The following is a 14,946-nucleotide window of genomic DNA, read 5'->3' as shown; positions in this document are numbered from 1 at the left end:
GGAGTTTCCGTACAGCAGATGGATGCGCAGTTGCAGGGGTGGCCAATGTGCCATTTTTCAGGGTGGCAACGCCATCGGCTTTGGATCCGAAAACGCTGCCACAGGGTTCAAGCACCCGCCTTCAGTAGCCCTCCATGAACAGCACCGCCTCCAGCTCACGCAACCTGTACTGGCTTTGTGTACGTTGATTCAAGGCTGCGAGTACGCGCTTCACCAAGGTGTTTGCATCAAGCTGGGCAGACCATTTGCCCCAGGCATGACGCCAGTAGGTTCGAGCACAGTAACGCGATCCCCCCCGACCGGCGATCTGCCCCAAGGCAGGGTAGCGCTGCTTGAAGATCTCCAGTTCGCTATCGCTCATCACTGTCTCGCCTATAAGCAACAGCGCCGTGGCCACTCGGGAGTCGTAGATGACAAAGTCTTCAGGAAAGAAGATCGCGTACAGCTTGGTCCAGGCGCTATTCATGGCGGCCGCTTGCGTACGACGGCCACGCTGGGCAATCAGCAACTGGTCGACTATGTACTGGGCATCGGTGGTCGGCAGAGTCACCTTCCCCCAGTTACAGATTTCGGTGAACAGCGGGACGATATCCGTGACCTGACGAGCGTCATCCAGCAGCTTTGGTAGCATGTTCTGTGCCCGATCGATAAAGCCCTGGAGCGTCGCTGCGTTCACCCCATAGTTCAAAGACGGCTTGGGCCAGAAATAACTGTCGAGCCGTGCGGGGAACCCCACGACACCAGTTGATGGATAGAGAACTTTGCGTTTTCTGTCGAAAACCTGAAACGCCTGGGTCTCCAGGTAGCAGGCAAAACGGTCCTCGAACGAGGGCAAGGATGAATACTGTGCAAGCACGGGCTCAACCGTATCCACCTCGCTCAACGCCTCTGTTTCCTCCAGGGCAATCACCCGATACAGCCCTGGTCCCACCTTTCGGTATTTGGCGGCCCGGCCGGCTTTGACCCAATAGCCGGTATCCTCCGCAAAATTAGCCAGCTCGGTATCCAGGTTGGTCTTCTTGTAGAAGTTGAATCCGACCCGGTAGAACTCTTGGGTGCTCCCTTTCACGGTTCGCAAGACCTTGCGCGCCTCGTTGGTCAGATCAGCAACCCGAAGCTCCCTGCTCAACCCCCCATTACAAATCTCGAGAATGATCGAATCATGCAACGCCATGGCATCCGCCCTCTGTCCCTGAAAATGCCGCGATACTGCCATACCCACCCCTGCATCGAAATGCCGTACCGATCTCGCTGCGGCCTGTCATTCCATGCGGGACAGTGCCACCTAGTCTGAAAATTGTCGTGGCTACAGGGTGATGTCACCGACCAATCACCGCCTCCGGAAAGTCCGCTTCCAGTTCGGTTTTCAGCCATTGGATAAACCACTGCACATCCGCCGAAAGCTCCGCTGACGGGGTCAGTACCCGATAGCTTTCCAGCTTTACCTGATCGTCCAACACCCGCACCAGCCTGCCCGCCTTGAGCTCCTCGCGTACCAGCACCTCGTTGGCCAGGGCGATGCCCTGGCCGCTTTCGGCCACCGACAGCGCATGGTCGTTGTTCACGTAGATCAGGTCGGAGGTGAGGTGGATATCCAGGCCATTGGCGGCGAACCACATGTTCCACCACTCGCCGTCGTCGAAGTGGATCAGCTCGTGCTTCACCAGATCGCTCGGGCTGTGGACGGGTTCGATGCTGGCCAGGTATTCCGGGCTGCAGATCGGAAATACCCGCGGGCAGATCAGCGTCGCCCGCGAGCCGGCGTATTGCCCGTCCAGGCCATAGGCGATGCCCAGGTCGGTGGTCTTGGCGTCCACTTCGGTGAAGGTCGAGTTAGGCTCGATGGCGAACTTCAGGCCCGGGCGCAGATGCCGCATGGCCTCCAGCCGCGGGGTCAGCCAGCGCTTGGCGAAACCCGGCACCACCATGATTCGCAACCAGCGTTCGGCGGCCTTGGGTTGCACGTCCTTGCCGGCCTCGATGATCAGCTGCAGGGCCGCAGCGATCTTGCGGTGGTACTTCTCCCCGGCCGGGGTCAGGGTGACGCCGCGCGAGGTGCGCTCGAACAAGGGCGTGCCCAGCCATTCCTCCAACAGCTTCACATGGCGACCAATGGCCGGCTGGGTCACGTGCAGGGCTTTCGAGGCTTCGACATAGCTGCCCAGGCGGGCGGCGGCATCAAAGGCACGCACCGCGTTGAGCGGTGGCAAACGGTGCTCAGGCATGGCTGGAGGCGCCTTTAGCTATTAAATTATTTAACAGCTGCTATGTTAAAATTGAAGTTTCGCCCCCGCAACCCCTCACTGATAATCGCCCCCAGCAGAACAATAAAGAGCCTGCAAGACCGGCTCGCCACACACCCGAACACATCTCGATCCTGCCCAGAAAAATAATATCCATGGCCTGGCCGCGCGGCGTCTTGCAGATGCTTGCCAAGGGCGATGGGGGAATCGGAGGTTACGCATGAATGCCCTGCATTCGCTGCAAACGCTGGCTGTGTCTATCCGCGCCGTCCGCAAAGTCTACGGCGATCCGCACACCGGGCCGGTGGCGCTGAAAAGCATCGACCTGGACATCCGCGACAACGAATTCTTCACCCTGCTCGGCCCGTCCGGCTGCGGCAAGACCACCTTGCTGCGGATGATCGCCGGGTTCGAATTTCCGACCCAGGGCGAGATCCTGCTCTACGGCGAAAACATCGCCGATCGCCCGCCCTTCCAGCGCCCGGTCAACACAGTGTTCCAGCACTACGCGCTGTTTCCCCATATGAGCATCGCCGAGAACCTGGCCTTCGGCCTGGAATCCCAGCCCATGGGCAAGGTGTTGAGCAAGGCGCAGATCGCCGAGCGGGTACGGGAAATGCTCGCCCTGGTGCAGATGGAACGCTTCGCCACGCGCAAGCCGGCCCAACTGTCCGGCGGCCAGCAACAGCGTGTGGCCCTGGCCCGCGCCCTGGCCCCCCATCCCAAGGTGCTGCTGCTCGACGAACCGCTCTCGGCCCTCGACCTCAAGCTGCGCCAGGCCATGCGCGAAGAGCTGAAAAGCATCCAGGCCAGGACCGGCATCACCTTTATCTTCGTCACCCACGACCAGGAAGAAGCCCTGACCATGTCCGACCGCATCGCCGTGCTGTCGGAAGGCGAGGTGCAGCAGGTCGGTCGCCCCGAGGACATCTACGAACGGCCGCGCAACCGCTTCGTCGCCGACTTCATCGGTGAAACCAACTTTATCGACGCCAACGTGACCCGCGTCGAAGCCGGCCTCGCCTGGTTCGCCGGGCCGGCCGGGCATCCGCTGCCCGCCCAACCGTGCAGCGACGTCAGTGTCGGCGCGACCGTGGCCCTGTCGGTCCGCCCCGAGCGCCTGCACCTGCTGCCACAAGGCAGCGAAGGCGCCCTGCCCTGCCGGATCGAGGCGCAGATCTACCTGGGCACCGACCTGCAATACCAGGTCAGCCTCAGCGACGGTTCGCGCCTGACGGTGCGCACACCCAACAGCGTCGACCAGAGCCAGCGCTTCCCGGTGGGCAGCCAGGCCGGCCTGTTGTTCGACCGCGGCAGCGCCAGCGTCCTGCTGGATTGAGCACGAGGGTTCGTCATGCACACATCATCGCTATCCAACACCCTGGAACGGCGCAAGGCCTTGCACAGTTTCCTCGGGGTCAGCCCGGCGCTGCTGGCCATCGCTCTGTTTCTGCTGGTGCCGATCCTGATCGTCATCGGCTACTCGCTGATGCAGGCCAACCCCTATGGCGGGGTCGACCCGGTCTTCAGCAGCGACGCCTACACCGCTCTGCTGTTCGAACGGCAACTGGATGACAGCCTGGCCTTCGCCGACTCCTACCTGATCATCGCCCTGCGCTCCATCGGCATCGCCGGGCTGACCACGGTCATCACCCTGCTGATCGGTTTCCCGGTGGCGGTGTGGCTGGCCATGCAACCGCCACAGCGTCGCGGCCTGCTGATCTTCCTGATCACCGTGCCGTTCTGGGCCAACCTGCTGATCCGCACCTACGCCTGGATTCTGTTGCTGCGCAGCAGCGGTGTGATCAACAACAGCCTGATGGGCCTGGGAGTCATCCACGAGCCGCTGCAGATGCTCTACACCGACGGCGCGGTGCTGCTGGGGCTGGTCTACACCTACGCGCCCTTCGTGGTGCTGCCGATCTACGCGACCCTGGAAAAAATGGATACCCGCCTGCTGGAAGCCGCCCAGGACCTGTATGCCGGGCGTATCCGCACCCTGCGCAAGGTGGTGCTGCCCCTGGCCAAGCCGGGAATCCTGGCCGGCGCCATCCTCACCTTCGTGCCTTGCCTGGGGGCGATGATCGCCCCGGAACTGCTGGGCGGCGGGACCAAGATGATGCTCGGCAACCTGATCTTCCGGCAGTTCAGCGATGCCCGTAACTGGCCGTTCGGCGCCGCGCTGTCGCTGGTGCTGATGGCGGCGGTGATGCTGGTCCTGACGTTGTATGCCCTGCGCGCCCAGCGCCAGCGCGTTGCCCAGGGAGGTGTGTGATGCTGCGCCTGTTCAAGCGAAACGGCCTCGGCGTACAGGACTTTCCTGGCTTCGGCGGCTTCAGCTTTCTGTTCTACCTGTACCTCTACGCGCCGATCCTGGTGCTGGTGGTGTTCTCCTTCAACGCCAACCAGTCGGCCACGGTCTGGACCGGTTTCAGCCTCGACTGGTACCGCGCCGCCTTCGCCAACCAGGCGCTGCGTTCGGCGGCCGGCAACAGCCTGCTGATCGCCGTGTGCGCCAGCATGATCGCCACCGCCATCGCCACCCTGGCGGCGCTGGGGACCTCCCGCGGGGCGAAGTTCAAGGGCCTGCAACTGTCCATGGGCGCCATCATGCTGCCGCTGGTGCTGCCGGAAATCGTGGTCGGCGTGGCCACCCTGGCGCTGTTCTCCACCATCGGCCTGTCCCTGGGCTACGGCAACCTGATCATCGCCCATACGGTGTTCTGCATTCCGTTCGCCTACCTGCCGATCCGCGCGCGGCTCAACGATATGGACCTGTCCCTGGAGCAGGCCGCGGCCGACCTCTACTCCGGCCCGTGGCGCACCTTCCGCAAGGTCACCCTGCCGCTGCTGATGCCGGGGATCGTCTCCGGGCTGATGCTGGCCTTCATCGTCTCGCTGGATAACTTCGTGATCTCGATGATGGTCTCCCAGGCCGGCACCACCACCTTGCCGATCTTCATCTTCGGCCTGTTGCGCATGGGCGTGACACCCGACGTCAACGCCGTCTCGACCCTGATCCTGGGCGTCTCGGTGCTGTTCGTCAGCCTCTCTTATCTGCTGGGCAAAAAACACGCTTGAACCTTCCACTGACCTTGGGGAAAAGACATGAGCAAGTTGATCGCAAGCCTCGGTACCTCGTTGCTGCTGAGCCTGCCACTGGGTGTGCACGCCGCCGAGAAACTCAACGTGGTGAGCTGGAGCGGCTATTTCTCGCCAGAGATCCTCGCCAAGTTCCAGAAGCAGACCGGCATCGAGGTCACGGTGGACTCCTACGACTCCAACGAAACCCTGCTGGCCAAGCTGAAACAGGGCGGCACCGGCTATGACGTGGCGATCCCTTCGCACCAGTTCATCCCGATCCTGATCAAGGAACAGCTGCTGGAGCGCTTCGACCCGGTCAAGGAGCCCTACTACGCCGGCCTCGTCGACCACCTGAAAAAGCCCACCTGGGACCCCGAGGGCGCCTACTCCGTACCCTTTATCTGGGGCACCACCAGCGTGGTGCTCGACGGCGAGCGCTACAAGGGCCCGGCCGACAGCTACAAGGTGCTCTACCAGCCGCCGGTCGAGCTGCAGGGGCGGATCAACATGTTCGACTCGGTCAGCGAAGTGATCGACATGGCCAGCCTGTACCTGGACATCCCGCTGTGCAGCGAAGACCCCAAGCAGATGCAGCAGGTGCTGACCCTGCTCAAGGCGCAGAAACCCTTCGTCAAGACCTACAGCTCCAAGGCCGGCTCGATCCGCGAGAACCTGGCCTCGGGCGAGATCGACATGTCGATGTTCTGGGGCGGCTCGTCGATGCGCGCCCGGGAGATGAAACCCAGCCTGAAATACCTGTACCCCAAGGAGGGCGTGCTGGCCTGGGTCGACAACATGGTCATCCCCAAGGGCAGCAAGAACCCGGCGAACGCCAAGGCCTTCATCGCCTTCCTCAGCGCGCCTGAAAACGCCGCGATGACCCAGAACTTCCTCAAGCACCAGAGCCCGGTCAAGGGCGTGGAAAGTTTCCTCGACGCCGGCCTCAAGGATGCGCCGGAACTGCACATTCCCGAAGGCACCAAGGTGGTGTTCAGCCAGACCTGCGGCGAAGGCGCGATCCGCCTGGCCGACCGCCTGTGGACCAACCTGATGCGTTGACCTGTACCGCCCCGCCAGCCTGGCGGGGCGCCTCTCCAGCCGTTTGAAAGGCAGCCCTGCCATGACTTCCAATAACATCAGCGAACTGGTCCTGCTGCAGGCCCACGAACTCGCCGAACGCATCCGCCTGCGCCATGTTTCGTGCCGGGAAGTGATGCAGACTTATCTTGCCCATATCGAGCGGTTCAACCCCAGGGTCAACGCCCTGGTCAGCCTGCAACCGGCCGAGCAACTGCTGGCCCAGGCCGACGCCCGCGATGCCGAACTGGCCCGCGGGCAATACCGCGGCTGGATGCACGGCCTGCCCCATGCAATCAAGGACCTGTCCCTGACCCAGGGCATCCGCACCACCCTCGGCTCGCCGCTGTACAAGGATTTTGTTCCCCCGCGCGACGGCATCATGGTCGAGCGGATCAAGGCCGCCGGGGCGATCATCATCGGCAAAAGCAACACCCCGGAATTCGGCCTCGGTTCGCAAAGTTACAACCCGCTGTTCGGCGCCACCGCCTGCGCCTTCGATGCCGGCAAGACCGCCGGCGGCAGCAGCGGGGGCGCCGCCGCGGCCCTGGCCATGCACCTGGTGCCGGTGGCCGACGGCAGCGACATGATGGGCTCGCTGCGCAACCCGGCGGCGTTCAACAACGTCATCGGTTTCCGCCCCTCCCAGGGCCGCGTGCCCTTCGACGACAGCAGCGACCTGTTCTTCGACCAGCTGGGCTACGAAGGCCCCATGGGCCGCAGCGTGCGCGATACCGCATTGCTGCTGTCGGTGCAGGCCGGCGCCGATGCCCGGGCGCCACTGTCCATTACCGAATCCGGCGCGGCCTTCACGGCCCCGCTGGAGCGCGATTTCAAGGGCACCCGGCTGGGCTGGCTGGGGAATTTCGACGGCTACCTGCCGATGGAACCGGGCCTGCTCGCGCTGTGCGAGGCGACCTTTGCCGACTTCGAAAGCCTCGGCTGCCGCATCGAACCGGCGCAACCCGATTTCGCCATGCCGCAGCTGTGGAGCTGCTGGCGCACCTTGCGCCACTGGATGGTCGCCGGCTCCCTGGGCGCGGCCTATGCCGATCCGCAACAACGTGCGTTATTGAAACCGGAAGCCCGCTGGGAAGTGGAAAACGGCCTGACGCTCTCGGCCAGCGAAGTGTTTGCCGCCTCGGTCCAGCGCAGCAACTGGTACCGGTCGATCTCCCGGTTGTTCGAGGATTTCGACTACCTGCTGCTACCCAGCGCCCAGGTCTTCCCCTTCGATAAAACCCTGGCCTGGCCCCAGAGCATCAACGGCGTGGCCATGGACACCTACCACCGCTGGATGGAAGTGGTGATCCCCGGCACCCTGTCCGGCTGCCCGGTGGCCAACGTCCAGGCCGGCTTCAATAAAGACGGCCTGCCCATGGGCCTGCAGATCATCGGCAAGCACCAGGCCGACTTCGCCGTCCTGCAACTGGCCCACGCCTATGAACAGGCCAGCCGCTGGTTCCAGCGCTGCCCATCGCCGCTGCTACAGGAGGGAATTGGATAAACGGTTGATAGCGTAGATAATTTTTTTATAAAAAGCGCTTGACGCATTACCGTTCTACGCGAATAATGCGCGCCACTTGGCTACATAGCTCAGTTGGTTAGAGCATAGCATTCATAATGCTGGGGTCCGGGGTTCAAGTCCCTGTGTAGCCACCAAGTACCTCAACAAAGCCCGCCTTGTGCGGGCTTTGTTGTTTCTGGCTATCTCTCCTCGTATCCCCCCTCTACCTTCGCCGTCCCTCCGCCCTCTTGCCCCATGAGTGCATGAAGCCTTCTCTGCGACTGCCTGGGCCAGACTGTTGCCTTCAATACCGACGGTTGGATCAACGTCACTGTCGCCACCGCTCGCCTCGACAAAGCCCCCAACGAATGGCTTCACCTCGATTCCACCGAGGCCCCTACCAGATCTTGCAGGTGCCAAGCCTGTGCAAGTCCTCTATAAAACTGCACTCCATCCCTAAGGAACCCCAGCGATGCACATGGAAGAGCACACACTGAACGAAATGAGCGATGAGCTGAAACTCATGCTCGGCCGTTTTCGGCATGAACAATTCGTCGAGAAACTCGGATGGCGGCTGCCCGCCCATCCGAGCCAGGCAGGTTGTGAATGGGATCAATACGACACCGAACACGCCCGCTACCTCCTGGCGTTCAATGCAGACCGCGCCATCGTTGGCTGCGCCCGGCTGATTCCCACCACGCTCCCCAACCTGCTTGAAGGGGTGTTCAGCCATGCCTGCGCCGGGGCGCCGCCCAAGCATCCAGCCGTCTGGGAAATGACTCGCTTCACCACCTGCGAACCGCAATTGGCGATGCCGTTGTTCTGGAGAAGCCTCAAGACGGCCGCCCTGGCGGGCGCAGAGGCCATCGTCGGGATCGTCAACAGCACCATGGAGCGCTATTACAAAATCAACGGCGTCCACTACGAACGGCTGGGCCCGGTCACGGTGCACCAGAATGAGAAAATCCTCGCCATCAAACTCTCGGCCCACCGCGAGCACCATCGCAGCGCGGTCGCACCGTCAGCCTTCATGTCCGGCACATTATTGAAAGAGACAGCTTGATACGGGCCGAGTCGTCCTTTTTGAATGCCCCTCAGATATAGCCCATCGCGACTGCGTAAGACACTGCCTGCACGCGGTTACTGGCGCCGATTTTGCGCTGGATGTTGCGGTGATGGTAATTCACGGTATCGGTGCACACCCCCATGATCACGCCGATTTCCTCCGAGGTCTTGCCGTCGGCCGTCCAGCGCAGCACATCACATTCCCTCCCACTGAACGCCACGCCCGTATTGAAGACACGCACGTCGCTCTCCAGCTCGGAAATTTTCTCGTGGGCCGCGGCGGCAAAGGCTCTGGTCACCGGCTTCAAGGCTTCAAATTCCTGAAGGCTGATGGGGTTGTTCTTGCGCGCCAGGCTTAACACCCCGACCCTCCCCTGGGCGTTGAACGAGGGTTGTGCCAGGCCGTGGCATAAATGTGAATCCTTGGCTTCAGACCACAGGTCCGCGCATCCCCGGAACAACTCATTGCTCCATAGAATGGGGGCCGACGAGACTTTGCTGTGCTTCACCGTGGGATCGATCACCGCGTAGTTAGCCGCCTGATATCGCTGCACCCAGTCCTCGGGGTAATTGCCGTACATATAAGTCCTGGGCCGCATGAACGGGGTCACGCTGCACATGCCGTAGGCAAAAAAATCAAACCGTAGTTCGCGCAAGGCCCTCAACGCGACAGCCGTAAACTCCTGCATATCCATGGTTCGCGCAAAGATACTATAAAAGTACGCATCCCATCCCAACTGCTGCCCTAATTCCATTTTGAGCACCACTAAAGTTGAAAACAGGCCGTTAGACTAGACCAACCTGAATCTCTGTCAACAAGCAAAATCACATCGTCATAGAAGGCTTTGCGCTAGCACTAGATTCATTGCGCCTAATCCAACCAACTACTTAGAACATTGCATCCCGGCGATGTTAGTAAGCCATTACCACCTTTCAGCCGACGAATGAACCTGCCTCTTCACAATAATGCAACAGTTCATTCGGTGGGCTGCAGCCAACCCGTTCATACGCCAATCACTACAAGATCTGGTAGTTCCACCCCCAAGAAACGCAGGTGTATAAACAACACCCGCTCAGCACCGCCACGCAGGAACATAGTTAAACACTGTAAATATTCACCCACGTCAATTAACTAAATATTTACTTTCAACATTATCACCCCCAACTAAGGAGGATGCTGCCCATGCCTGCTTCGCTTTCCCCTAGCGGCTTTAATGATCATCTTGAACTTCGCCAGAAAAATCGCGCCACCGTCGAACAGTACATGCGCACTAACGGCAAAGATCGCCTGCGCCGGCATGAACTGTTCACTCAGGATGGCAGTGGTGGTTCCTGGAACACCGAAACCGGCAAACCCCTCGTGTTCCAGGGCCACGCGAAGCTGGCCGCCCTCGGCGCATGGCTGGAGAAGTGCTTTCCAGACTGGCAATGGCACAACGTCCGGGTGTTTGAAACCGATAACCCCAACCACTTCTGGGTGGAGAGCGACGGTCGCGGCAAGACTCTGGTTCCCGGTTATCCCGAAGGTTATTGCGAAAACCATTACATCCATTCTTTCGAACTGGATGACGGCAAGATCACGCAGAGCCGTGAATTCATGAACCCCTTCGAACAACTTCGCGCCTTGGGTATCCCCGTTCCAAGAATCAAGCGTGAAGGTATCCCCGCCTCATAAGCCCCCCCTTAATTCATTGGAGATTGAGCATGCCTAACAGTGCAACGCAACAACTAACCGCTAACGACACCACTGAACTTCGCCGCAAAAACCGCGCCACGGTCGAGCAATATATGCGGACCAAAGGCCAGGACCGCCTGCGCCGCCATGAACTATTTACCGAAGATGGTACAGGCGGCTTATGGACCACCGACACCGGCGCGCCGATTGTAATCAGTGGCAAAGCCAAGTTGGCCGAACATGCTGTTTGGTCACTCAAGTGCTTCCCGGACTGGGAATGGTACAACGTCAAAGTATTTGAAACCGATGACCCTAACCATATCTGGGTCGAGTGCGATGGCCGCGGCAAGATCCTCTTTCCCGGCTATCCGGAAGGCTATTACGAGAACCACTTCCTGCACTCCTTCGAGCTGGAAGACGGCAAAGTAAAACGCAATCGCGAATTCATGAACGTCTTTCAGCAACTGCGCGCCCTGGGTATTCCAGTACCGCAAATCAAACGCGAAGGCATTCCAACTTAATCCCTCGTGAGAGTGATCGCATCATGGAAGACTTACTGAAACGGGTTTTAAGTTGTGAAGCGTTCCAGCAGCCTCAATGGAGCGAGCCCTCACAATTGCACGACGCGCAGGCCTACCTCAGGGACAGCGCCTCATTGATACGAGTGGAAGACATCCTGGTGCTGCGCGCCACGCTGGCACGTGTAGCGGCCGGCGAAGCGATGGTCATCCAGTCCGGTGACTGCGCCGAGGACATGGATGAAAGCACTCCCGACCATGTGGTCCGCAAAGCCGCGGTGCTGGACATCCTGGCCGGTACGTTCCGGCTGGTGACCCAGCAACCGGTGGTACGGGTGGGCCGGATTGCCGGGCAGTTTGCCAAGCCGCGCTCCAACAACAACGAACGCATCGGCGATGTCGAATTGCCGGTGTATCGCGGCGACATGGTCAACGGCCGCGAGGCCGTCTGCGGTCATCGCCAGCACGATGCGCAACGCCTGGTTCGAGGCTATAGCGCCGCGCGGGACATCATGCAACACCTGGGCTGGAAAGCGTCGGCAAGCCAGGAACAACTCAGCGGTTCACCGGCCTGGACCAGTCACGAAATGCTGGTACTCGACTACGAACTGCCACAACTGCGCCAGGACGAACAGGGCCGGGTATTTCTCGGTTCGACCCACTGGCCGTGGATCGGCGAGCGTACCCGTCAGTTAACGGGCGCTCACGTGACGCTGCTCAGCGAAGTGCTCAATCCGGTGGCGTGCAAGGTTGGCCCGGACATCACCCGGGACCAGTTGCTGAGCCTGTGTGAACGCCTGGACTCCAAGCGCGAACCCGGCCGGCTGACCCTGATTGCCCGCATGGGCGCGCAAAAGGTCGCCGATCGCCTGCCGCCGCTGGTTGAAGCGGTGCGCCAGGCCGGCCACAAGATCATCTGGCTGAGCGACCCGATGCACGGCAACACCATCGTCGCGCCCTGCGGCAACAAGACCCGCATGGTGCAGGCCATCACCGAGGAAATCACCGCCTTCAAGCATGCCGTGACCTCAGCCGGTGGCGTGGCCGCCGGCCTGCACCTGGAAACCACCCCTGACGACGTCAGCGAGTGCGCTTCCGATGCCGCCGGCCTGCATCAGGTCGCCAGCCGCTACAAGAGCCTGTGCGACCCGCGCCTGAACCCCTGGCAGGCCATTACCGCGGTGATGGCCTGGAAGAACCAGCCCACCTCAACCCTTGCCTCCTTTTGACTGGAGTTTGTCGACATGACCGGCATTCCATCGATCGTCCCCTACGTCTTGCCTACTTCGCGCGACCTGCCCGTCAACCTCGCGCAATGGAGCATCGACCCCGAGCGTGCCGTGCTGCTGGTGCATGACATGCAGCGCTACTTCCTGCGGCCCTTGCCCGACGCCCTGCGTGAACAGGTCGTGAGCAATGCCGCGCGCATTCGCCAGTGGGCCGCCGACAACGGCGTTCCGGTGGCCTACACCGCCCAACCTGGCAGCATGAGCGAGGAGCAACGCGGGCTGCTCAAGGACTTCTGGGGCCCGGGCATGAAGGCCAGCCCCACCGACCGCGAGGTGGTCGACGCCCTGACCCCCAAGCCCAGTGACTGGCTGCTGACCAAGTGGCGCTACAGCGCGTTCTTCAACTCCGACCTGCTGGAACGCATGCGTGCCAACAATCGCGATCAGTTGATCCTGTGCGGGGTGTACGCCCATGTCGGGGTACTGATTTCCACCGTGGATGCCTACTCCAACGACATCCAGCCCTTCCTCGTTGCCGACGCCATCGCCGACTTCAGCAAGGAGCACCACTGGATGGCCATCGAATACGCCGCCAGCCGTTGCGCCATGGTCATCACCACCGACGAGGTGGTGCTATGAGCCAAGCCGCCCGTCTCATGGAGCGCATCCTGCAACCGGCTCCCGAGCCGTTTGCCCTGTTGTACCGCCCGGAATCCAGCGGCCCCGGCCTGCTGGATGTGCTGATCGGCGAAATGTCGGAGCCGCAGGTCCTGGCCGATATCGACTTGCCTGCCACCTCGATCGGCGCGCCTCGCCTGGATGTACTGACGCTGATCCCCTACCGCCAGATCGCCGAACGCGGTTTCGAGGCGGTGGACGACCAGTCGCCGCTGCTGGCGATGAACATCACCGAGCAGCAATCCATCAGCATCGAGCGCTTGCTGGGACTGTTGCCCAACGTGCCGATCCAGTTGAACAGCGAACGCTTCGACCTCAGCGACGCGAGCTACGCCGAGATCGTCAGCCAGGTGATCGCCAACGAAATCGGCTCTGGGGAAGGCGCCAACTTCGTCATCAAGCGCACCTTCCTGGCCGAGATCAGCGAGTACGGCCCGGCCAGTGCGCTGTCGTTCTTTCGCCATCTGCTGGAACGGGAGAAAGGCGCCTACTGGACGTTCATCATCCACACCGGCAGCCGTACCTTCGTGGGCGCGTCCCCCGAGCGCCACATCAGCATCAAGGATGGGCTCGCGGTGATGAACCCCATCAGTGGCACTTACCGCTATCCGCCCGCCGGCCCCAACCTGAGCGAAGTCATGGACTTTTTGGCGGATCGCAAGGAGGCCGACGAGCTCTACATGGTGGTGGATGAAGAGCTGAAAATGATGGCGCGCATTTGTGAGGACGGCGGCCACGTCCTCGGTCCTTACCTCAAGGAAATGGCGCACCTGGCCCACACCGAGTACTTCATCGAAGGCAAGACCCATCGCGATGTACGGGAAATCCTGCGCGAAACCCTGTTTGCGCCCACCGTCACCGGCAGCCCGCTGGAAAGCGCCTGCCGGGTCATCCAGCGTTATGAGCCGCAAGGCCGCGCGTACTACAGCGGCATGGCCGCGCTGATCGGCAGCGATGGCAAGGGCGGCCGTTCCCTGGACTCGGCGATCCTGATTCGCACCGCCGACATCGATAACAGCGGCGAGGTGCGAATCAGCGTGGGCTCGACCATCGTGCGCCATTCCGACCCGATGACCGAGGCTGCCGAAAGCCGGGCCAAGGCCACTGGCCTGATCAGCGCACTGAAAAACCAGGCGCCCTCGCGCTTCGGCAACCACCTGCAAGTGCGCGCCGCATTGGCCAGCCGCAATGCCTACGTCTCGGACTTCTGGCTGATGGACAGCCAGCAGCGGGAGCAGATCCAGGCCGACTTCAGTGGCCGCCAGGTGCTGATCGTCGACGCCGAAGACACCTTCACCTCGATGATCGCCAAGCAACTGCGGGCCCTGGGCCTGGTGGTGACGGTGTGCAGCTTCAGCGACGAATACAGCTTTGACGGCTACGACCTGGTCATCATGGGCCCCGGCCCCGGCAACCCGAGCGAAGTCCAACAGCCGAAAATCAACCACCTGCATGTGGCCATCCGCTCCTTGCTCAGCCAGCAGCGGCCGTTCCTGGCAGTGTGCCTGAGCCATCAGGTGCTGAGCTTGTGCCTGGGCCTGGAACTGCAGCGCAAAGCCATTCCCAACCAGGGCGTGCAAAAACAGATCGACCTGTTCGGCACCACCGAACGGGTGGGTTTCTACAACACCTTCGCCGCCCAGAGCTCGAGTGACCGCCTGGACATCGACGGCATCGGCACCGTCGAAATCAGCCGCGACAGCGAGACCGGCGAGGTGCATGCCCTGCGTGGACCGTCGTTTGCCTCCATGCAGTTTCATGCCGAGTCGCTGCTGACCCAGGAAGGTCCGCGCATCATCGCCGACCTGCTGCGGCACGCCCTGATCCACACACCTGTCGAGAACAACGCTTCGGCCGCCGGGAGATAACC

General features: G+C 61.5%; 14 protein-coding genes and 1 tRNA gene. 12 read left to right on the top strand and 3 right to left on the bottom strand.

The window, feature by feature from the left end; all coding sequences use genetic code 11:
• Window positions 1-121: 121 nt before the first annotated feature.
• Window positions 122-1,174 carry a hypothetical protein gene (locus NRG23_RS24520; protein WP_257372549.1) on the bottom strand — a complete coding sequence of 351 codons (1,053 nt, stop codon included), beginning with the start codon at window positions 1,172-1,174 and terminating at the stop codon, window positions 122-124.
• A gap of 145 nt (window positions 1,175-1,319) precedes the next feature.
• A complete protein-coding gene (locus tag NRG23_RS24515) occupies window positions 1,320-2,225 on the bottom strand; it encodes a LysR substrate-binding domain-containing protein (RefSeq protein ID WP_081359803.1) in 906 nt (301 codons plus the stop codon).
• A 238-nt stretch (window positions 2,226-2,463) separates the two neighbouring features.
• Between NRG23_RS24515 and NRG23_RS24510 the strand changes: the two genes are divergently transcribed.
• The 7 genes from NRG23_RS24510 (at window position 2,464) to NRG23_RS24480 (ending at window position 8,974) form a co-directional block, all read left to right on the top strand.
• Window positions 2,464-3,582, top strand: a complete 1,119-nt coding sequence (locus NRG23_RS24510; protein WP_124309536.1) for an ABC transporter ATP-binding protein — start codon at window positions 2,464-2,466, stop codon at window positions 3,580-3,582.
• A 15-nt stretch (window positions 3,583-3,597) separates the two neighbouring features.
• Window positions 3,598-4,518: an ABC transporter permease gene (locus tag NRG23_RS24505; RefSeq protein WP_124300489.1), complete on the top strand. Its 921-nt coding sequence runs from the start codon at window positions 3,598-3,600 to the stop codon at window positions 4,516-4,518.
• Window positions 4,515-5,324 carry an ABC transporter permease gene (locus NRG23_RS24500; protein WP_162096075.1) on the top strand — a complete coding sequence of 270 codons (810 nt, stop codon included), beginning with the start codon at window positions 4,515-4,517 and terminating at the stop codon, window positions 5,322-5,324. Before NRG23_RS24505 ends, NRG23_RS24500 begins: the two co-directional genes overlap by 4 nt.
• 27 nt (window positions 5,325-5,351) lie before the next feature.
• Window positions 5,352-6,386: an extracellular solute-binding protein gene (locus NRG23_RS24495; protein WP_257372544.1), complete on the top strand. Its 1,035-nt coding sequence runs from the start codon at window positions 5,352-5,354 to the stop codon at window positions 6,384-6,386.
• A 61-nt stretch (window positions 6,387-6,447) separates the two neighbouring features.
• The gene (locus NRG23_RS24490; RefSeq protein WP_257372542.1) at window positions 6,448-7,911 is read left to right on the top strand and encodes an amidase; all 1,464 of its coding nucleotides are present in this window, start codon (window positions 6,448-6,450) and stop codon (window positions 7,909-7,911) included.
• Between the two features lie 78 nt (window positions 7,912-7,989).
• Window positions 7,990-8,066, top strand: a tRNA-Met gene (locus tag NRG23_RS24485).
• Between the two features lie 317 nt (window positions 8,067-8,383).
• Window positions 8,384-8,974, top strand: coding sequence for an acyl-homoserine-lactone synthase (locus NRG23_RS24480; protein WP_257372540.1), 591 nt, complete (start codon window positions 8,384-8,386; stop codon window positions 8,972-8,974).
• A gap of 31 nt (window positions 8,975-9,005) precedes the next feature.
• Here NRG23_RS24480 and NRG23_RS24475 read toward each other — a convergent pair whose 3' ends face one another.
• Window positions 9,006-9,731: an autoinducer binding domain-containing protein gene (locus NRG23_RS24475; RefSeq protein WP_038635113.1), complete on the bottom strand. Its 726-nt coding sequence runs from the start codon at window positions 9,729-9,731 to the stop codon at window positions 9,006-9,008.
• 428 nt (window positions 9,732-10,159) lie between these two features.
• On the opposite strand from NRG23_RS24475, the gene NRG23_RS24470 reads away from it, so the two are divergent.
• The 5 genes from NRG23_RS24470 to NRG23_RS24450 are packed head-to-tail and all read left to right on the top strand — an operon-like array spanning window position 10,160 to window position 14,944.
• Entirely contained in the window at window positions 10,160-10,651 is a 492-nt protein-coding gene (locus NRG23_RS24470; RefSeq protein WP_009050818.1) for a PhzA/PhzB family protein, read from the top strand.
• Window positions 10,652-10,680: 29 nt separating this feature from the next.
• Window positions 10,681-11,172, top strand: coding sequence for a PhzA/PhzB family protein (locus NRG23_RS24465; RefSeq protein WP_009050819.1), 492 nt, complete (start codon window positions 10,681-10,683; stop codon window positions 11,170-11,172).
• A 23-nt stretch (window positions 11,173-11,195) separates the two neighbouring features.
• A complete protein-coding gene (locus NRG23_RS24460) occupies window positions 11,196-12,398 on the top strand; it encodes a 3-deoxy-7-phosphoheptulonate synthase (RefSeq protein WP_257372537.1) in 1,203 nt (400 codons plus the stop codon).
• Between the two features lie 15 nt (window positions 12,399-12,413).
• Window positions 12,414-13,037, top strand: a complete 624-nt coding sequence (locus tag NRG23_RS24455) for an isochorismatase family protein (protein ID WP_009050821.1) — start codon at window positions 12,414-12,416, stop codon at window positions 13,035-13,037.
• A complete protein-coding gene (locus tag NRG23_RS24450; protein ID WP_009050822.1) occupies window positions 13,034-14,944 on the top strand; it encodes a phenazine-specific anthranilate synthase component I in 1,911 nt (636 codons plus the stop codon). Before NRG23_RS24455 ends, NRG23_RS24450 begins: the two co-directional genes overlap by 4 nt.
• Window positions 14,945-14,946 lie beyond the last annotated feature (2 nt).

Origin of the sequence: Pseudomonas sp. T8 (assembly GCF_024610635.1) — a bacterium.
GTDB classification, from domain to species: Bacteria; Pseudomonadota; Gammaproteobacteria; order Pseudomonadales; family Pseudomonadaceae; genus Aquipseudomonas; species Aquipseudomonas chlororaphis_I.
Note: the sequence above shows the minus strand (reverse complement) of the source record. Positions and strands in the feature narration are given on the sequence as shown.